At 41.4% G+C, this 18,654-nt stretch carries 19 protein-coding genes; 6 read left to right on the top strand and 13 right to left on the bottom strand.

Features of this window, described 5'->3' with window-relative positions:
• Positions 1-348 precede the first annotated feature (348 nt).
• Positions 349-2,505 carry a cell division protein FtsA gene (gene pilM / locus LH47_RS11100; protein ID WP_043967503.1) on the top strand — a complete coding sequence of 719 codons (2,157 nt, stop codon included), beginning with the start codon at positions 349-351 and terminating at the stop codon, positions 2,503-2,505.
• 24 nt (positions 2,506-2,529) lie between these two features.
• On the opposite strand, the gene LH47_RS11095 is transcribed toward pilM, so the two are convergent.
• A complete protein-coding gene (locus LH47_RS11095; protein ID WP_043967502.1) occupies positions 2,530-3,645 on the bottom strand; it encodes an aminopeptidase in 1,116 nt (371 codons plus the stop codon).
• A gap of 132 nt (positions 3,646-3,777) precedes the next feature.
• On the opposite strand from LH47_RS11095, the gene LH47_RS11090 reads away from it, so the two are divergent.
• From LH47_RS11090 to ytxJ, 3 genes are read left to right on the top strand one after another with little or no spacing between them, the layout of a single operon-like run.
• Positions 3,778-4,170 (top strand): DUF948 domain-containing protein, encoded by a 393-nt coding sequence (locus LH47_RS11090; protein WP_043967499.1) that lies wholly within the window; start codon positions 3,778-3,780, stop codon positions 4,168-4,170.
• Between the two features lie 12 nt (positions 4,171-4,182).
• The gene (locus LH47_RS11085) at positions 4,183-4,533 is read left to right on the top strand and encodes a hypothetical protein (RefSeq protein WP_043967497.1); all 351 of its coding nucleotides are present in this window, start codon (positions 4,183-4,185) and stop codon (positions 4,531-4,533) included.
• Positions 4,520-4,849 carry a bacillithiol system redox-active protein YtxJ gene (gene ytxJ / locus LH47_RS11080; RefSeq protein ID WP_043967495.1) on the top strand — a complete coding sequence of 110 codons (330 nt, stop codon included), beginning with the start codon at positions 4,520-4,522 and terminating at the stop codon, positions 4,847-4,849. The genes LH47_RS11085 and ytxJ overlap by 14 nt, the downstream gene beginning before the upstream one ends.
• Before the next feature lie 11 nt (positions 4,850-4,860).
• On the opposite strand, the gene murC is transcribed toward ytxJ, so the two are convergent.
• From murC to LH47_RS11040, 8 genes are all read right to left on the bottom strand, one after another.
• Positions 4,861-6,162: a UDP-N-acetylmuramate--L-alanine ligase gene (gene murC, locus LH47_RS11075; protein ID WP_043967493.1), complete on the bottom strand. Its 1,302-nt coding sequence runs from the start codon at positions 6,160-6,162 to the stop codon at positions 4,861-4,863.
• Positions 6,163-6,323: 161 nt separating this feature from the next.
• Positions 6,324-7,433 (bottom strand): nicotinate phosphoribosyltransferase, encoded by a 1,110-nt coding sequence (locus tag LH47_RS11070; protein ID WP_021095599.1) that lies wholly within the window; start codon positions 7,431-7,433, stop codon positions 6,324-6,326.
• A 71-nt stretch (positions 7,434-7,504) separates the two neighbouring features.
• On the bottom strand, positions 7,505-9,643 hold the full coding sequence (locus LH47_RS11065; RefSeq protein ID WP_043967492.1) for a DNA translocase FtsK: 2,139 nt from the start codon (positions 9,641-9,643) through the stop codon (positions 7,505-7,507).
• Positions 9,644-9,714: 71 nt separating this feature from the next.
• Positions 9,715-10,320, bottom strand: a complete 606-nt coding sequence (gene ytpR / locus LH47_RS11060) for a YtpR family tRNA-binding protein (protein WP_043967490.1) — start codon at positions 10,318-10,320, stop codon at positions 9,715-9,717.
• Positions 10,317-11,123 (bottom strand): DUF1444 domain-containing protein, encoded by an 807-nt coding sequence (locus LH47_RS11055; RefSeq protein WP_043967487.1) that lies wholly within the window; start codon positions 11,121-11,123, stop codon positions 10,317-10,319. Before LH47_RS11055 ends, ytpR begins: the two co-directional genes overlap by 4 nt.
• Positions 11,116-11,442: a thioredoxin family protein gene (locus LH47_RS11050; RefSeq protein WP_043967485.1), complete on the bottom strand. Its 327-nt coding sequence runs from the start codon at positions 11,440-11,442 to the stop codon at positions 11,116-11,118. Before LH47_RS11050 ends, LH47_RS11055 begins: the two co-directional genes overlap by 8 nt.
• Complete coding sequence (locus LH47_RS11045; protein ID WP_043967483.1) at positions 11,439-11,966, bottom strand: DUF84 family protein; 528 nt, start codon at positions 11,964-11,966, stop codon at positions 11,439-11,441. The genes LH47_RS11050 and LH47_RS11045 overlap by 4 nt, the downstream gene beginning before the upstream one ends.
• Before the next feature lie 12 nt (positions 11,967-11,978).
• Positions 11,979-13,046, bottom strand: coding sequence for a M42 family metallopeptidase (locus LH47_RS11040; protein ID WP_043967482.1), 1,068 nt, complete (start codon positions 13,044-13,046; stop codon positions 11,979-11,981).
• A gap of 107 nt (positions 13,047-13,153) precedes the next feature.
• On the opposite strand from LH47_RS11040, the gene LH47_RS11035 reads away from it, so the two are divergent.
• On the top strand, positions 13,154-13,450 hold the full coding sequence (locus tag LH47_RS11035) for a PepSY domain-containing protein (protein WP_043967479.1): 297 nt from the start codon (positions 13,154-13,156) through the stop codon (positions 13,448-13,450).
• 24 nt (positions 13,451-13,474) lie between these two features.
• On the opposite strand, the gene LH47_RS11030 is transcribed toward LH47_RS11035, so the two are convergent.
• Positions 13,475-14,314: a YtnP family quorum-quenching lactonase gene (locus LH47_RS11030; RefSeq protein WP_043967478.1), complete on the bottom strand. Its 840-nt coding sequence runs from the start codon at positions 14,312-14,314 to the stop codon at positions 13,475-13,477.
• 71 nt (positions 14,315-14,385) lie between these two features.
• Positions 14,386-15,036: a tRNA (guanosine(46)-N7)-methyltransferase TrmB gene (gene trmB, locus LH47_RS11025; protein WP_021095590.1), complete on the bottom strand. Its 651-nt coding sequence runs from the start codon at positions 15,034-15,036 to the stop codon at positions 14,386-14,388.
• 72 nt (positions 15,037-15,108) lie between these two features.
• Here trmB and LH47_RS11020 point away from each other — a divergent pair, with 72 nt between their 5' ends.
• Complete coding sequence (locus tag LH47_RS11020; RefSeq protein WP_021095589.1) at positions 15,109-15,378, top strand: YtzH-like family protein; 270 nt, start codon at positions 15,109-15,111, stop codon at positions 15,376-15,378.
• On the opposite strand, the gene LH47_RS11015 is transcribed toward LH47_RS11020, so the two are convergent.
• Positions 15,370-16,143 carry a phosphotransferase family protein gene (locus LH47_RS11015; RefSeq protein WP_043967476.1) on the bottom strand — a complete coding sequence of 258 codons (774 nt, stop codon included), beginning with the start codon at positions 16,141-16,143 and terminating at the stop codon, positions 15,370-15,372. The genes LH47_RS11020 and LH47_RS11015 overlap by 9 nt on opposite strands.
• A gap of 81 nt (positions 16,144-16,224) precedes the next feature.
• Positions 16,225-18,345 (bottom strand): type I pullulanase, encoded by a 2,121-nt coding sequence (gene pulA / locus LH47_RS11010; protein WP_043967474.1) that lies wholly within the window; start codon positions 18,343-18,345, stop codon positions 16,225-16,227.
• Positions 18,346-18,654 lie beyond the last annotated feature (309 nt).

The following is an 18,654-nucleotide window of genomic DNA, read 5'->3' as shown; positions in this document are numbered from 1 at the left end:
CTCCAAAAGGGCCGCCAACAAGACAGCGAACACCTTTTGAAGAGTTCTGACTAATTGTTCCTCCAGCTCTTTTAATAAAGGCCATTCTGTGGTAAAATGTTTCATGGACTCTCTCCCTCCTGTTTTATTGATGTTGGTCATCACCATCATAGCAGGGAGAGAGTCCTTTTTGCATGACATTTGCTTTTTTCTACCGCGCTTCGCTTGGTGGCCCCGACGAGCGTCGCGAACAAAAGTTCGCAACCCTCGTCGGGGAATCATTCCTGAATGTCACCCACAAATATTTTACTCACACTTTATAAAACGCGTTTAAGTAATAAAGAATTTTTTAATTTTCAAAAAAAGAAGGTGGGAAGCTTGATTTTTGCATTAGATATTGGCACTCGTTCAGTAGTTGGCATTATTTTAAAGGAAACAGACGGACAATATCAAGTTGAAGACATTGTCATCAAAGAACATGAAGAACGAGCAATGCTTGACGGGCAAATTCATGACGTACTTGCTGTTTCAAAAGTCATTAACGATATAAAAAAAACGTTAGAGGAACGTCATGAACCTCTTACACGTGTATGCGTCGCAGCAGCAGGTCGTTCACTAAAAACAGAAAAAGGAAAAACGACGATTTCAATCAAAGGTAAGCCGCTTTTAACTCATGAAGATGTGATGTATTTAGAACTCGCCGCCGTTCAACAAGCACAAATGACGTTAGCGGAAAAATCATCGAATGAAAAAAGTCATCATTATTACTGCGTCGGTTATTCGGTGACGCGCTATGAAATTGATGGGGAAGAAATCGGTAGCTTAATTGATCAACAAGGAGATGAAGCGAGCGTTGAAGTCATCGCCACATTTTTACCGAAACTTGTCGTCGAGTCGCTTCTTGCAGCACTGCAACGCGCCCATTTAGAAATGGAGGCGCTAACACTCGAGCCAATCGCTGCACTCAATGTACTCATTCCTCCGACGATGCGGCGATTAAATGTTGCGCTTGTAGATATTGGTGCAGGGACGTCCGATATCGCAATTACGGATGGCGGGACAGTCATTGCTTACGGAATGGTGCCGATGGCGGGAGATGAAATTACAGAGGCGATTTCTGATGCATATTTACTCGATTTTCCTCTTGCCGAACAGGCGAAACGTGACTTACATACAAAAGAGACGGTAACAATTACAGACATTCTCGGTTTTGAAACAGAAGTACCTCGCGAACAAATGATTGCAACTATTTCTGAGGCGATTGATCGACTTGCTGATGCGATCAGCAAAGAAATTTTACGATTAAATAATCATCAATCGCCGAAAGCAGTGATGCTTGTTGGAGGGGGAAGCTTGACGCCAGAACTGCCAAGGCGGCTCGCTCAAAAGCTCCATCTTCCTGAAAATCGCGTCGCTATTCGTGGCATTGATGCCATTCAAAAGTTGCACATCGATCGTGAAGAAATGAAACATCGTCCAGAGCTCGTCACCCCCATTGGCATTGCAATTGCTGCAAAGCAAACACCGATTCAATACGTAACGGTAGAGGTAAACGGACAATCGATTCGTTTATTTGATATGAAACAACTGACGATCGGTGATGCGCTATTAGCTGCAGGTATTCAATTACATAAACTATATGGAAAGCCTGGCCTAGCTTGCGTCGTCACGTTAAACGGAAATACAATTACTATTCCAGGAACACATGGAGAGCCACCAATCATTATGAAAAATGGTGAGACGGCAACATTCGATACACCTATTAAAAACGGTGACCGTATCGTTGTTGAAAAAGGGAAAGATGGGAAGCAAGCAACCGTTCAACTTGGTGATTTGCTTGAATCATTACCGACAAAACAAGTGACGATCAACGGGCAACAATATACGATTGAACCGCTTGTGTTGCGGAATGGAGAACCCGCTTCCCTCGATGCTGTTTTATGTGATCGAGACGACATTGTCGTTCATATGCCAGAAACGATGGAACAACTTTTGCAAGCAACAAAAAATGACGATCTTCTTCAACAGCTTGAGCCATTTACGATCACTTTAAATGGAAAAAAAATAAAATTTTCTGAATGGTGCGCAACGATATATCGAAACGGAATGGAATGCCCACGCTACGCACCGTTTGAAGACGGGGATGACATCATCGTTCATCAACAAAATGAACGAACAGTTGCCCAAATAGCTGAATCAAGACAGCTGAAACTTCATTACTCGCTTCCAATTATATTTAACGGTGAAACATTAACATTAACAAAACAAGTTGTTGCGTTTTATCGTAACGGTGAACAGCTTCATGAGAACGATCTCGTTCAACATGGAGATGAGCTTCAATTTAGCGAACAGAAAATCGAGCCGTTTATTTTTCAAGATATATTTCAATACGTTCAAGTTGATATTCCTCAAGGAGCGTCAACAACATTTACATTACTAAAAAACGGCAAACCAACAACATTTTACGAGACGCTTGCCCCAGGTGATCAACTTGAAATTGTTTGGCATAAAAAAAAGCAACTATGAGCAGTCCATAGTTGCTTTTTTCTTTTATTTTAAGTTTTCTGGGTTTAATGGTTGTAACTCTGGAAGGACAAAACGTCCATCTTTACGAATAAGTACACCATCAAAATATATTTCACCGCCACCATATTCTGGACGTTGGATCATAACCATATCCCAATGGATGTTCGAATGGTTGCCATTGTACGCTTCATCGTAGCATTGCCCCGGTGTGAAATGGAAGCTACCATCGATTTTTTCATCAAATAAAATGTCTTGCATCGGATGTTGAATGTACGGGTTGACCCCGATCGCAAATTCACCGATGTAACGCGCCCCTTCATCTGTATCAAAAATTTGATTAATCCGTTCTGTATCGTTTGCTGTTGCTTCAACAATTTTTCCATCTTTAAACGTTAATTTGACATTTTCAAACGTAAAGCCTTGATAAGGCGAAGGCGTATTAAATGTAATTGTACCATTGACGGAATCGCGAACAGGAGCCGTATACACTTCTCCGTCTGGAATATTCATTTGACCTGAACATTTTATAGCAGGAATATCTTTAATGGAGAACGTTAAATCTGTACCTGGCCCTGTAATGCGCACTTCGTCTGTTTTATTCATCAACTCAACAAGGGCATCCATCGCTTTATCCATTTTGCCGTAGTCTAAGTTACATACGTTGAAATAAAAATCTTCAAACGCCTCTGTGCTCATTTTCGCGAGCTGTGCCATAGACGGATTCGGATAGCGGAGCACGACCCATTTCGTTTTCGGTACGCGTATGTCCCGATGCACTTTTTGCATAATCGTTTTTCCGTGAATTTTCATTTTGTCAGCTGGCACATCCGCAAACTCGTTAATGTTATCCCCGGCACGTAATCCGATGTAAGCATCCATTTCTTTCATGACATTTGCTTCAAATTCAGCCATCATGTGAAACTGCTCTTCTTGCGCACCAAGCAAAAGCGCACGATCAACTTGATGATCTTTTAATGAAACAAACGGATACGCTCCTACAGCGTACGCTTCACGCACAAGCGCAATGACGAACTCCCGTTGCAAACCGAAGTTTTCGATTAATACTTTTTCTCCTTTTTGCAGACGAAGCGAGTAATGAATTAAGTTTTTCGCCAACTTTTCAATGCGCGGATCTTTCATTTTGTATTCCTCCATTTCATCGTATGTACATGTATATTGTAACCGATCCACAAAAAATTTGGAGTTTTTTGCAGGATTTTTTCTCTTTTTGTCGAATAGATCGTAAGGTAGACAGAAAGGAGTTTTTCTACAATGGACATCATTTTGTATAGTAGCATTGCACTCATTGCGATCGCTTTTCTTATTTTAGTCATTTATGTCGTCCAAACATTAAAAACACTTCAAACGACGTTACAACACGTCGCGAAAACTGTGGAAGAAGTTGAAAAACAAATGCATGAAATCGGGAAAGAAACGGCACAATTACTACATAAGACGAATGCTCTCGCAGATGACGTGCATAAAAAAGCAGAAAGCTTGCAAAGCGTATTCGATGCGGTAAAGCAAGTAGGTGTTACCGTTCAAACATTTAGCGACTCGATTTCTAAAACGTTAACAACAAACGAAAAAAAAATTACGCAGGCGATTCGATGGGGACAAACACTCATTGAAATATGGACAAAATGGAAAGAGAAACGAAAGTAAGGAGGCTTTCATATGGCGAAAAACGGTTCTTTTCTACTCGGGGCAATCGTTGGGGGAATTGCGGGTGCAGCAGCAGCACTGTTCTTGTCAAGCGAACGTGGAAAGCAGTTATTGACTGAATCAACAGAACAAGGGAAGCAGCTATTGAATGAGTTAAAAGAGAGCAATATAAACAAATGGGGGAAAAGTGAAGAAAAAGAGGAACCGACAAAAAGTGAACAAGAGAAGCCACAGGCGGTTTCATCTATCCCGATTCCGCTCCCTTCATCAGATGTAGAACAGTTATTAAAAGAAACCGAACAGGCGGTTCATGATGCCGAAAAACGTTTGAATAAAGGAACTGATGCACATGGAGAAAGTTGAAACAATTGAGCAATTTGAGCAAATTTGCTTGTCACATCGCCCGTTTTTATTTATGAAACATAGCCTTACATGTCCAATTAGTCATCGGGCATGGGGGGAGTTTGAGCGTTTTACAAACGATTTTCCACACATCCGCGCCTATTACTTGCATGTGCAACATGCTCGCCCTTTGTCACAACATATTGCACAAGCGTTCCAAGTAAAGCACGAATCCCCTCAAGTGTTATGGGTGACGGAACAAGGGGTAGAGTGGCATGCTTCACATTGGAACGTCACATACGAACAAATGAAAAAAGCAACTATGAGTACATCATAGTTGCTTTTTGCTTATACGTGAACCGATTGTTCGTATTTCTCTTGAAATTTTTGAATATCGCCCGCCCCCATAAAAATAAGGACAGCGTGATCATGCTGTTTTAACACATCAACTTGTTCCTCATGCAAAAGCTTTGCTCCATCAATTTTTTCACGTAAATCTTCGATTGACAATTTCCCTTGATGCTCGCGCGCTGAACCAAAAATATCGCACAAATATACCGCATCAGCAAGCGATAAACTTTCCGCAAACTGTTGTAAAAATGTTTGCGTTCGTGTATATGTGTGGGGTTGAAAAATCGCAACAATTTGACGCTCTGGATACTTTTGTCTTGCTGCCTCAATCGTTGCCCGTATTTCTGTCGGATGATGAGCATAATCATCAATAAGCACTTGCGAACCGAACGGCTTCTCATGAAAGCGACGTTTCACCCCAGGAAACGTTTTTAATCTTTCTTGAATAATGCTTACATCAATTCCTTCATAATGGCAAAGCGCAATGACAGCGAGCGCATTAAGCACGTTATGATCGCCATATCGTGGAATATGAAAAGAAGCGAAAAACGTGTGGCGCACAAACACATCAAACGATGTACCTTCCGATGTTTTTACAATATTTCGTGCTTGGAAATCATTATCTTCGCCAAATCCATAAAAAACAACAGGAACTTTCGCTTGGATTTTTTGTAAATATTCATCATCTCCACAGGCGATAATTCCTTTTTTTACTTGCCATGCCATTTGTTGAAATGCTGAAAACACATCTTCAATATTTGCAAAATAATCTGGATGATCAAAATCAATATTTGTCATAATCGCATAATCAGGAGAATAGGCTAAAAAATGCCGACGATACTCGCACGCTTCAAATACAAAATACTTACTTCCTTCTCTTCCCTTTCCCGAACCATCCCCAATCAAATATGACGTTGGTTGCGCGCCTTGCATCACATGAGCGAGCAATCCGGTCGTTGACGTCTTTCCATGGGCGCCTGTCACAGCGATACTAGTGAATTTTTGTAAAAATTCACCTAAAAATTGATGGTAACGAATGACAGGTACACCGAGTTCGCGAGCGGCTACAATTTCTTCATGAGTATCTGGAAATGCGTTCCCTGCGATCACAACCATATCTTGTTGAATATTTTCAGCACTAAACGGGAAGATAGGAATTCCCCGTTCTTCTAAAGCTTCTTGCGTAAAAAACCGCTTATCGTAATCTGAACCTTGCACAACACATTTCATATCATGTAACACTTGAGCAAGTGCGCTCATTCCAGTTCCTTTAATGCCGACAAAATGGTAAATAGTCATAAAAAAACCTCCACCAACTATCGTTGATCTATATAACAGTATATGACACAAATTCCGTTTTGCTATTTTCATCTTATGTAACAAACTTCATTATACCATCGTTTGCAAGCAATGATAAGAAAAACTGATAGAAGCATCGTTCTTCTATCAGTTTTTCCGTGTTACTGACCAGTATACTCCACTTTTTCAAGGCGTGGATTTGGACGATAACGGCGGCCTGCTTTCGCTTGATGTTTTCCGTTTAATAATACGTTATCACCAGTAAAACCGATATGTACTTTTAACAAACTGCTTCCTACACCGTACATATCAACCGGCACACCTTGCTTTTCGAACTCAATAATGCGCTGTTCGTTAAATCCACCGCTAACAACGATTTTCACATGCTCAAATCCTTCGCGATCGAGTGCCTCACGCAAAGCGAAAATAAGTGGTGGATTAACCCCACGCGGATCAAATGTACCGAGCACTTCTGGATGGCGAATAAAATATTGGTCGATCATTGTTCGAGACGTATCAACGCGAACAGCCTTTAACTTATCACCAAACTCCCGCGCCACTTTCAGCGCATCTGTAATACAGTCATTGTTATAATCAACAAGAACAATTAAATCATCGTCTGGATATTTTTCGTGATACGCCTTTGCCGCCGCAACAACATCACCATCAAACAATTGAATGAGCGCATGCGGCATCGTCCCCATTCCTTGTTTTCCCCACCATTCGTTCATCGCATGTGTCGCTTGTGCAGTTGAACCACCAATAAAAGCAGCATATCCGTCGCCTGCTTGCATCATAAAATGGTCATCACGATCTCCCATAAAAATGACCGGTTTTTGTACACCAGATAAAGCTGCTGCTTTAACAACGTTATACACGTTTGTTGCTACAGATGTTCGGCGCGCTAAAATTCCATCAATAATGCCTTCTAAATACCCGAAATTTTGATACGGACCGGTAATAGTGAGCACTGTCTCAAACGGACTAATTTTATCTCCGTCTTTTAATGAATAAATTTCTAATTTTTCTGGCTCATCCGCAAACGTATGCAATAAAGCAATCACTTCATCCGTTCCGCATAAAACGGCATGTTCTTTTTGAAAAAATTGCATCGTGACAATATTATTTGGGCGAAATTGTTTTACAATTTCGCGCGTTTTCAAAAAATATACAGCCGAAAACCAGCCATCTCGCACACGCTCATCAAATTTAAACGTTTTATTCGTTAACCGTTTAATCTTTCCTTGTAGCTTTAATTCGATTTCCTTCATTTTACTTTCCCCTTCAACCATCGTTTTCACGTATTTAGCATAGCATGTTTTCTATTTCACGACCACTTTATCTAAATCGTGTCTTGTAGTTGTTCAAGATCTTGTTCATCAATTAAAACATCGCGTGGCTTGCTTCCTTTCGGAGCGGAGACGATTCCGCGCTGCTCCATCATCTCGATTAAGCGTGCTGCTCGGTTGTAGCCAATGCGAAAGCGACGTTGTAAACTTGATGTGGAAGCGCCCCCCTGTTGAACAACAAACTCACACGCCTCATAAAACAATTCATCATCTTCATCAGCTTGTACATGTTGTTGCAACAGCTCGTCATGCTGAAATAAATAAGATGGTTCCATTTGCTGACGCACATGGGCAACAACGCGCTCAATTTCTTCATCGGATACGAAATTGCCTTGTAGACGAATCGGTTTCGCTGTTCCATTTTCTAAAAATAACATATCGCCTCGCCCAAGTAACTTTTCCGCACCGTTTATATCAATAATCGTACGCGAATCAATTTGTGACGACACAGAAAAGGCAATGCGCGTTGGAATATTTGCTTTGATTAAGCCGGTAATAACATCTACTGATGGCCGTTGTGTAGCAACAAGCAAGTGCATACCGCATGCTCGCGCTTTTTGAGCAATACGACAAATCGCTTCCTCGACATCAGCGGGCGCAACCATCATTAAATCTGCAAGCTCATCAATAACAATGACGATATAAGGTAAGTGTTGTTCCGTCTTTTGTGCTTTTCGTACTAGATCGTTGTAACGAACAATATCACGCACACCCGTATGCGCGAATAGTTCGTATCGTCGCTCCATTTCAGACACAGCCCATTTTAACGCTGCTGTTGCTGCTTTTGCATCAGTAATAACTGGACTGACTAAGTGTGGAATATGATTGTATGGTGCAAGCTCAACCATTTTCGGATCGATCAATAGCAACTTCACTTCATGTGGTGTTGCTTTATACAACAAGCTGACTAACATCGCATTCATACATACACTTTTTCCTGATCCTGTTGCCCCAGCGATCAACCCATGTGGCATCTTTTTTAAATCGGTAACAATTGGTTTCCCTGAAATATCTAGCCCTAAAGCAACGGTTAGGGGAGAGTCTGACTTCTGAAACGCTTCGCTTTGTAATACTTCGCGAATAAAGACAGGGCGACTTGATCGATTCGGCACTTCAATCCCTATCGTGTTTTTTCCTGGAATAGGTGCTTCCATGCGAATATCTACAGCTGCCAAATTTAATTTAATATCATCTGCTAAATTCGTAATTTTATTCACTTTCACACCAAGTTCCGGCTGTACTTCAAAACGAGTAACCGTCGGACCTTTCGTTACATGAACAACCTTTGCTCCAACGTTAAAATTTTTAAACGTCTCATTCAACCGCTCCGCTTGTTCTCTTAACCATATTTCATCATCTTCATGACGGATAAGCGGCGGATGCAACAACGATAAGGACGGAAACACGTACGTTGACTGTTTTTTTCGCTCTTCCCATTTTTCCCGATCTTGCTTTAACATCATCACATTGTATGGCACACCACTTCGCTGACGTACTCGCTCCTCTTTTTCTTCTAATCGCTCCTGCTCTTTATTTTCTTGCGGCTGTTTTTGTTCTGTTTTCTCTTCAGCAATTTCTGCTTCTTCTTGTTTTTCGTCTTCCTTTTCATGAACAAAATCACCGATCTCGTTGTGAAGTGACTCACTCCCTTGATGCGCATGTTCGTTTGTCTCAGCAACAAGATGTTCTTCTTTTTCTATCGATTCAGTTGCCTCTACATTCAAGCATTCGTTTGTTTCGACTTTTTCAACACTCGGAAGTTCAAATTCAACCATTTGTTTATCTTCATTTTTTCGTTCTACACGTTCCATTCGTTTATAACCAAATACAGGCGACGGGACATCCGTTGGGCGAAATGCGCGTGATTCACCCACTTTACGATCGAGACGATATACTTTTTTCTCAAATGAACTCGTTTGTGACGACGTTTCATCTATTCTATCTTTTCTTCTTTCTTTCGGTTCATCTGGAATTAACGGAAAGCGAAACTTTCCTTTCGGATATTCATAAACGACTTTTGCCTCCATCTCTTTATGTTCGTTTTTTGGGGCGGATGGAGAATGTTTTCGCGCTTCTTTTATCTCATCGTTCTCTCCAAATAAATAACGAAATAATGCCTTTAACCAACCCATTCAGTCCTCACTCTTTCTTTGTACATTCAGTTTTATTTTATCACAAAAAAAGCTGACTGCCGCAACGGAAGTCAGCTGAAAAATGGTTGGCCTACTTCGTACTCATCATTCAAAACGAGAATGCCTTTCTCCTGAGGAGCGTTCGGTAAGTTTAGTTCGCGTGCAGAACAAATCATTCCGTAAGATTTTACGCCACGCAGCTCTGCCTCTTGAATGACAAGACCGCTTGGCATAACTGCCCCAACTTTTGCAACAACAACTTTTTGCCCAGCGTCAACGTTTGGAGCGCCACATACAATTTGCAACGTCTCCGTACCGACATCGACTTGACAAACGCTTAATTTATCCGCATTCGGGTGTTTCTCTTTTTGTTTCACGTAACCAACAACAAACTTCGGTGACAAATCAGCCACTACTTGCTCATCTACACCATTTTTTTGCAGTATATCATTAATTGTCGCAATCAGTTGTTCTGTTCGTTCGACAACACCATTTCCTTCAAATGTGCCGTATGTAGACGCGTGAAAAATATTGTAACCGACTGTCTCACCTGTCTGCTCATTGAAAATGCGCACGACATCTCCTTTTTTCTCAAAAGCTCGCACTTGCGGATCAACAGCTTTCAATGTAATAAGTAACGTATCCCCGATCCCTTCACGATTGTAAAATACATTCATCGTTTCTCATCCTTTCGACGGTTTTTTCCGAGAATAAAAATCGGTTGAAGTTGCCCATCTTCATATGAAAATGAGAGGGCGGTAATCGGCACTCGACCGCTTGCAAAAAAACTCATCGTCAACTGCGCAAGTACATCATATCCGATTTCGTTCTCAATGTCAGCAATAATAAGCACATCTTGATGAGGAACTGCCAATAACATCGTTCCCTTTATTTTTTCAGAAAAATTTTTCAAAAAAGCATCGTTTAATATACGACTTGCATCATACCCATCGTTTGTATTCAAAAAGTAAAACGTATTGCCTGCAACACGGTCTTCTTTTACCGTTGTCGGCAATGACCGAACATTAAAACGCGCAATTTCTTTTAATTGTTGCACATCCCAACGCTCCGATTCAACTAAACGCTCATCAATAAGCCGATACGTTGTCCCTAAATCAAGTGCATAATAAATGCGCGTTTCTGCCGTATGCTCATCATAAATAAACATTGCTCCTTCGTTCGTCTTTGTCGGAAACGAAGTAGAACGAATAACTGGATATACGTGCTTTTCTTTTCCACGCAACGGTGAATCATCATGTAATGCGTTCAATGTTTGTTCTACATAATAAACGACTTCATCAATGGCGCGCTCTTTTTCTAGTTCCCATTTCGCAATAATTGGAGGCAAGGAGATCGTCACTCCTTTTTTCGTTTCGCGATGTTCAATGCGGAGTGTATCTTTTTTTCGATCCCATTGAAACTCCCATGGATAATGAGATAATCGCTGTTGAATATGCTCGCTTATTTGTTTACTATTCATCACGCTCACCTAAATGTTCAATAAAAGCGATGATTTCTTCTTTTGTTTTCCGATCTTTGCTGACAAATCGTCCTCGTTCTTGCCCGTTTTCATACGCGATAAAGCTCGGAATGCCGAATACGTTATGCGCTGTAAACAAATCGAGCAATTGATCGCGATCAACCGCATAAAACGTATAATCCGAAAACTGTTCTTCGATTTCTGGCAAAATCGGCTTGATAACTTGACAATCAGGACACCAATCAGCCGTAAACATCATAATGACTTTCCCATGTTGAATGACTTCGTTATATTGCTCCATACGTTCGATTGTTTTCATCTATCTGTCCATCCTTTCTTTTGATGTTCATACTGCCCTTTTAACATATGAACAATATGTGTATACATCGTTGTTCGATCGATCGCTCCGTTCGTCAAAATACCAATCGCCCCTTCATTTGAACGAACGTCGCAACGATTTGCGTATTCATCCATCACTTCAGCTAATTCTTTTCCACCTCTTAATTGTTCACCGATTTCAGCAGGGAGGGGAATACGCGCCCCTCCTGCCACAACAACAACCCCCTCTCGATCAACGAGCGCCCCCCAATTACATAACCAAATGGATCCGTTTTGTGCGATGAACACACCACCTTCTAAACCGATCCCGATGTGTGCTTGTTGTTTGCAAACAGCTAACGTTGCTCGCTCAATGGCACCTTGCAACGTTTCTTCATCGGAAAACGGCTGTTTTGACACGCTCGGTTGCACATCACTCGAAATAATCGTATAGTGTGCCTCATGAAACGCAGCCTTTACCGCTTTCACTTTCGTATTATTTTTCGTTCCAACAGCTATGTTCATCTCTCGATCCCCTTAAGCGTTATGACGAATGGCGTCTACTGTCGCACGGTCACATCGTTTCACAAGAGCGACTAATAGCTGTTTTGCCGCTTCGTAGTCATCCACATGAATGATGGAAGCATGCGTATGAATATAGCGTGCACAAATGCCAATGACAGCTGAAGGGACGCCACTATTGGCGATATGTACTCTTCCTGCATCTGTTCCACCGCCTGGTGAAATAAAATATTGGTATGGAATGTTGTTCGTTTCTGCGATATCTAAAATAAATTCACGCATGCCGCGATGCGTAATCATTGTACGATCGTAAATGCGTACAAGTGCACCTTTGCCGAGATGCCCAAACTCTTTTTCGTCTCCTGTCATGTCATTCGCTGGGCTTGCATCTAGCGCAAAGAAAATATCTGGTTTGATCATTGTTGCCGCCGTTTGCGCCCCACGAAGCCCAACTTCTTCTTGGACCGTCGCTCCAGAATATAATACATTCGGTAGCGTTTCATCTTTTAACTCTTTTAACAATTCAATGGCTAAACCACAACCGTAACGATTGTCCCACGCTTTCGCCATAATTTTTTTCTCGTTTGCCATCGGTGTAAACGGACAAATAGGCACAATTTGTTGCCCCGGGCGAATGCCCATGCGCTCTGCATCATTCCGATCATCTGCCCCAACATCAATGAGCATATTGTTTATATCCATTGGCTTTTTTCGCTGCTCTTCGTCAAGCAAATGAGGAGGAATCGAACCGATCACACCAACAACAGGACCGCGATCCGTTATAATTTGTACACGTTGAGCGAGCAGTACTTGACCCCACCAACTTCCAAGCGGTTGAAAGCGAATCATTCCTTGTTCTGTAATGGCAGTGACCATAAAACCCACTTCATCCATATGGCCTGCAACCATCACAACTGGACCATCTTCCGTTCCGCGCTTCACTCCAAAAATGCTCCCAAGCCGATCTTGCACAATTTCATCGGCATATTTTTGTAACTGTTCACGCATGAAGGCGCGCACCGCATGTTCATTTCCCGGTGCTCCCGGCAATTCCGTTAACGTTCGAAATAACTGCAAATCCATCGCTGTATCCCCTTTCTTTTCTCGCTATTTGTCATTGTAGCGAATTTTACATGTAGTTTCCACTCGAACAATTCGGTATACTAAAAGAAAAAGTGGAGGAATGTGTGATGCGTATAAAAACGTTTCTTACTGGGATCGTTGTCGGTGCAACAGCAGCATACATATTTGACCAATGGCAACATAGACGTTTGATTTCATCTGAACAAGCGCTTCAAAAAGCGAAAGAAGCTTTTCAACAAACGGGTGACATTACAGGATCGTGGATTCAAACAACCGTTGAAATGATTGAAAAAAACGGGTTGCGCTATACTGTCTATCGAGGAGGAATCACTCGTCCAACTGGTGCATATGAGTGTTTCATTGATGCAAAAACAGGAACAATTATTGAAGCACGCAAATTGTAAAACCCAAGCAAACGGCTTGGGTTTTTATTGACGTTTAATCGATTCAATGATTTGAAACTCGTCATTCCAACGGACAGCACGATAATACGCATCGTGATAAAACGTAAACCATGCATCGTTTTCCATTCCATAGGCGAGCCATTTTTGTTTAGCGAAAATGGACGTCATCGGATAATCATCATATGCCATCACCCAAAGCGGATTTTGATGTGCATGCGTCGGCATTAAATCGCCGAGATGAACGGCCGTTTCTCCTTCAGATGTAATAATAATAATTGCATGTCCATCACTATGACCGCCTGTATGGATCATCGTAACACCCGAAACGACTTCCAACTGCTCGGCAAACGTATCGACTTGCTCTACAATCGCTTCCCAGTTCTCTTTCCAATACGTATTGCGCGAACGAATATTTGGCTCTTTCATCTCCGCCCATTCCACTGCCGATGTAATAATGCGCGCACGCGGAAACGTTGGAACGAGCGTATCCCCTTCCCATTTTGTTAACCCGCTCGCATGATCGAAGTGCAAATGCGTCATTAATACAAGATCAATGTCTTCAGGAGTTAAAGAAAGAAGCGCCAAACGATTTTCCAAGTCAGATTCTTCCGTTACGCCAAAGTTTCTCTTTTGCTTCTCATTCAATTTTCCTTTCCCGATGCCTGATTCAATTAATATGTTTTTCCCATCTACTTGCAATAAAATTGGATCCGTGCGAAGCGGAATTTGATTTTGGTCGTTGCATGGGTATTTTTTCATCCAAAGCGGCTTTGGCACGACACCGAACATCGCTCCCCCATCCAAATGTGTAATTCCCCCATTCAACCACGTCATCGTTATTCGACCGATCGTTAATTTCTCCATCTGTTCTCCCCCTCTCATGATTTATTTTAACATTACAAAAATATTCAGAAAAGAAAAAAACCTATGCCCAATTACGACATAGGTTTTCGATATTTTACTTCACAGCGATAAATGGGATTTCCTTTTTCAGAAAACTTTTGTTCATACTCTGTCATGACATTTCCTTCAAAATCACTTCGATGAAGATCAAGGCTGACATATTGAAGAACTAAACCGTATTGAGAAAAGCTGACAAGGGAATATTCAAACAATCCACGGTTATCTGTTTTAAAATGAATTTCCCCTTCATCGACTAAAATGTTTTCATACAGCTCCAAAAACGAACGATATGTTAAACGTCTTTTCTCATGTCGCTTTTTTGGCCATGGGTCGGAGAAATTCAAATAAATGCGCTCGACTTCTCCCTTTGCAAAAATGTTTGTTAATTCTTTAGCATTCACATTCAATAAACGTAAATTTGGCAAATCGTTCTCGATAAGCTTGTCTAGCGCACATACAATGACGCTTTCATATAACTCAATGCCGATATAGTTGATATGTGGATGCATTTTCGCCATTTCCGTAATAAAGCGACCTTTTCCTGTCCCGATTTCAATATGAATGGGATGGTCGTTTGCGAACAATTCATGCCAACGGCCTTTATATTGTTCCGGTTGTGGAATGATATATTGTGGGTATGATGCAATTTTTTCTTTCGCCCAAGGCTTATTTCGTAAACGCACGTCTCATCCTCCGTTTCTTTGCATATAAAAAGATAAAAATGGCCATATTATAAAACGAATAGGGGGATGAACATGGCCATTAATCATGAGCATCAATTAACCGTGTTAAAAGACATTTTATCAGAGCATCAACTTGATCGTTCAGGGACAGTAGCCGAATGTGAACAAATTGAACGGCTCGCCAAATCGTTAATCGCAAACGATGCTGTCCATTCTGAACTCAAACAAACATTATCCCATATTTACACGTACAGTCAAAACGGAAAAAATGCAACTGATCTTTCTTCACACATCGATCAACATGAACAACAACTCGCTGAATGGATGGATCAATTAACGTAACACATGCTCGAGGAAATGCAACAATCGTTGCATTTCCTTTTCATTACCCCGCCCTTTATGCCATGCAAGCAACACGATCGTTTGAGCCAACGTATACCATTTCATACGTAGCAGCAACTGCTCATGAAACGGTAAACCGTATTGCTCTAACCAGCTTTCCCATTGTTCTCTTGGAATGTAAGCATACAACAACACCCCGATATCAATAGCCGGATCAGCAATCATCGCGCTATCCCAATCAATTAAATAAAGCTGGTTATCTTCTGTTAACAACCAATTGTTATGATTCATATCACAATGACAAACGACATAATCCTCATGATACACATCATTTACATGTTTCTCTAAAAACGCAATAGCCTGTTGCACGACAGCATTTTCTTTTATGACACATTCGTTTTTTTTCACTTCCTCTAGTAAACGATTCGGCAATAAAGGTTTTTTACCGAGCCGTTCCATCATCGCTAACAATTCTTTTGAGCGATGAATTTTTCGAAGCAGTTGGGCAACTTGTTTGCTAGTCATATCGCGCGGCTTTAATTCGCGTGCTTGTAAAAACTGCTGTGCTGTAATAACATCCCCGTTTTCCATTCGTTTCGTCCATACTAATTTTGGAACGATTCCTTCTGCCGACAAAACAGCTAAAAATGGAGAAGAGTTGCGCTTTAAAAACAACTTCTTCCCATCATGCTCCGCAATATATGCATCCCCTGTCGCACCGCCTGCTGGGGAAATTTCCCACTCCTTACCTAGTAACTGTTCCAAGTGAGCTCACCTTTCGACTTAGTCAAAATAAAAATAGCGATTGTCATCTTACTAGATTTTATCTTTCTGATCGTTTCCACGTCAACATTCAATTAATACCCACGTACCAATTCCATTTATTTCAACAAACTGTTCGTATACTTTTCCTATTTCTTCTTGATTTGAACTAAAAACGACTTTCCATTCCCCTTCAGAAAGAGGCAACGTCGTTTTCTTTTCTTCATTATGGTGAACGACAACAATTTGTTCCCATGGACCGTACAGTCCAACATCAACAAGCTGATAAGCAATGACAGATGGATGTGTATCGTAAAACTTCACATGCCGTCGGACTTGATCGGCAGTCAAAAAACGAAACGCACCGTGTCTTTTACGAAGGGCAATGAGAAGCATCATTTCCCGCACGTCTTCTTCCCAATCATTTTTGCGTTCCCAATCGATTTGGTTTACTTCGTCAGGAGCATTATAGCTATTTTCAATCCCTCGTTTCGTTCGATAAAACTCTTGACCGCTATGCAAAAAAGGAATGCCTTGAGATAGTAAAACGATCGTTGTCGCTAGCTTTTGACGTTTCCGTCGAATATATTCGCTCTCATGTGCATTGGCAATCATCATTTTATCCCATAGCGTATGGTTATCGTGACATTCGACATAATTCACACTTTGCCTTGGCGAAAAGAAAAGATGAATACTTCCGCGAATCACTTCCATTACTGCTTCTTTATATGAGCAATCCCCTAATGCAAATCCTCGATCACGAACTTGAAACGTGCTGCCTTTTACATAGTCGCGAAATTGATCATTAAAATAAGCGATGCGCGGGGTATGTTTTGCGTTCGCAATCATCGTCTTTTTTTCGCGAGGCAACGGAGTAGCTAGCTCCCAACCTTCCCCGAGCACAATGACTGTCGGATCTATTGCATCAATCGCTCGACGGACGTCATTCATCGTATCTATATCTAAAATGCCCATTAAGTCAAACCGAAATCCGTCAACACCATATTCGTTTAGCCAATGCATGACGGAATCAATAATAAATTTTCGCACCATTTTCCGTTCAGATGCTAAATCATTTCCAACTCCCGTCCCGTTTGACGGATAACCGTTTTGTCCGTATCGAAAATAATAACCAGGAACAAGATGTTCAAACGACGATGTTTCTCGAATATATACGTGATTATATACAACGTCTAAAATGACGCGAATACCTTCTTTTTGAAACGCACGAATCGCCTGTTTTAACTCAATGATGCGTGCGTATGGATCGGTTGGATCAGTTGCATAACTCCCTTCTGGGGCGTTGTAGTGAACGGTGTTGTATCCCCAATTGTACATTTGAAGCGGCTGAAGTTCATCCACTCCTTCAAAATCTTGCACAGGCATGAGTTGAACATGTGTCACACCGAGCTGTTTCACGTACGAAAGACCTGTGACCGTTTCGTTCGGTCCAAATGTATCTCGCTCCGTTAAACCGAGATATTTTCCTTTATGTTTCACCCCACTTTTAGGATGAATCGTAAAATCACGCACGTGCATTTCATAAATGATCGCATCCGTCATAGAAATAAACGGAGGCATCGTTGGTTTCGGTATATTTGTTTTCGTCAAGTCGACAACAACACCATATGTGCCGTTTACAGAAACAGCTTTTGCGTAAGGATCAACCGCTTCACGCCAAACAAAATTCACATACGTCATATACGTATAAAAAAATCGTTCAACATTTTCATAAATGGTATACGTCCATACCCCTTTTTGTTCTCGTATCATTTCATAAGTTGTTTCTTCTTTCGTCGTTGGATGAATAAGCTTTAGTAACACGTTTGTAGCAGTTGGCGCCCACACTTTAAACGTCGTTTTTTCCGGCTTGTACGTTGCACCAAGATCGTTTCCGTCATATGCATATAAATCATCGAACGCTTTTGTTCGCATTACTGCCCCTACTTGTAGAGGGGCTTGCCATCCTTCTTCTGTATAAACAACATATCGTTTTCCTAATTCAACAATAAAAGGGACGATACATTCATATTTTGTAAATAAGTGTTGTCTTTCTGTTGAACGAATCGTTAAACGGTATGCTGTTTGCTCCTTATCACATAAAAAAAATATCGGTGCACGCTCGTGAACAACATCGTTCGGTATTAAAATTGTAATGACTGTCAGTTCATCTAAGTAGGCTTCAAACGGTTGTTGTTTAAACATTGTCGGTCACCAACGTGTGAGTAAAATATTTGTGGGTGACATTCAGGAATGATTCCCCGACGAGGGTTGCGAACTTTTGTTCGCGACGCTCGTCGGGGCCACCAAGCGAAGCGCGGTAGAAAAAAGCAAATGTCATGCAAAAAGGACTCTCTCCCTGCTATGATGGTGATGACCAACATCAATAAAACAGGAGGGAGAGAGTCCATGAAACATTTTACCACAGAATGGCCTTTATTAAAAGAGCTGGAGGAACAATTAGTCAGAACTCTTCAAAAGGTGTTCGCTGTCTTGTTGGCGGCCCTTTTGGAG

This window comes from Anoxybacillus thermarum (genome assembly GCF_000836725.1).
Taxonomy (GTDB): domain Bacteria; phylum Bacillota; class Bacilli; order Bacillales; family Anoxybacillaceae; genus Anoxybacillus; species Anoxybacillus thermarum.
The sequence above is the reverse complement of the archived record's forward strand: the minus strand, read 5'-3'. Positions and strand labels throughout refer to the sequence as shown.

Bases quoted from the DNA above. Each gene is read 5' to 3' on its own strand.
- pulA (WP_043967474.1), bottom strand. From the start codon at position 18,345: ATGTTTAAACAACAACCGTTTGAAGCCTACTTAGATGAACTGACAGTC.
- LH47_RS11055 (WP_043967487.1), bottom strand. From the start codon at position 11,123: ATGAATAGTAAACAAATAAGCGAGCATATTCAACAGCGATTATCTCAT.
- LH47_RS11050 (WP_043967485.1), bottom strand. From the start codon at position 11,442: ATGAAAACAATCGAACGTATGGAGCAATATAACGAAGTCATTCAACAT.
- LH47_RS11090 (WP_043967499.1), top strand. From the start codon at position 3,778: ATGGACATCATTTTGTATAGTAGCATTGCACTCATTGCGATCGCTTTT.
- LH47_RS11070 (WP_021095599.1), bottom strand. From the start codon at position 7,433: ATGAAGGAAATCGAATTAAAGCTACAAGGAAAGATTAAACGGTTAACG.
- murC (WP_043967493.1), bottom strand. From the start codon at position 6,162: ATGACTATTTACCATTTTGTCGGCATTAAAGGAACTGGAATGAGCGCA.
- LH47_RS11065 (WP_043967492.1), bottom strand. From the start codon at position 9,643: ATGGGTTGGTTAAAGGCATTATTTCGTTATTTATTTGGAGAGAACGAT.
- LH47_RS11045 (WP_043967483.1), bottom strand. From the start codon at position 11,966: ATGAACATAGCTGTTGGAACGAAAAATAATACGAAAGTGAAAGCGGTA.
- ytpR (WP_043967490.1), bottom strand. From the start codon at position 10,320: ATGAATGTATTTTACAATCGTGAAGGGATCGGGGATACGTTACTTATT.
- LH47_RS11040 (WP_043967482.1), bottom strand. From the start codon at position 13,046: ATGGATTTGCAGTTATTTCGAACGTTAACGGAATTGCCGGGAGCACCG.
- ytxJ (WP_043967495.1), top strand. From the start codon at position 4,520: ATGGAGAAAGTTGAAACAATTGAGCAATTTGAGCAAATTTGCTTGTCA.
- LH47_RS11095 (WP_043967502.1), bottom strand. From the start codon at position 3,645: ATGAAAGATCCGCGCATTGAAAAGTTGGCGAAAAACTTAATTCATTAC.
- LH47_RS11030 (WP_043967478.1), bottom strand. From the start codon at position 14,314: ATGGAGAAATTAACGATCGGTCGAATAACGATGACGTGGTTGAATGGG.
- LH47_RS11020 (WP_021095589.1), top strand. From the start codon at position 15,109: ATGGCCATTAATCATGAGCATCAATTAACCGTGTTAAAAGACATTTTA.
- LH47_RS11035 (WP_043967479.1), top strand. From the start codon at position 13,154: ATGCGTATAAAAACGTTTCTTACTGGGATCGTTGTCGGTGCAACAGCA.
- LH47_RS11085 (WP_043967497.1), top strand. From the start codon at position 4,183: ATGGCGAAAAACGGTTCTTTTCTACTCGGGGCAATCGTTGGGGGAATT.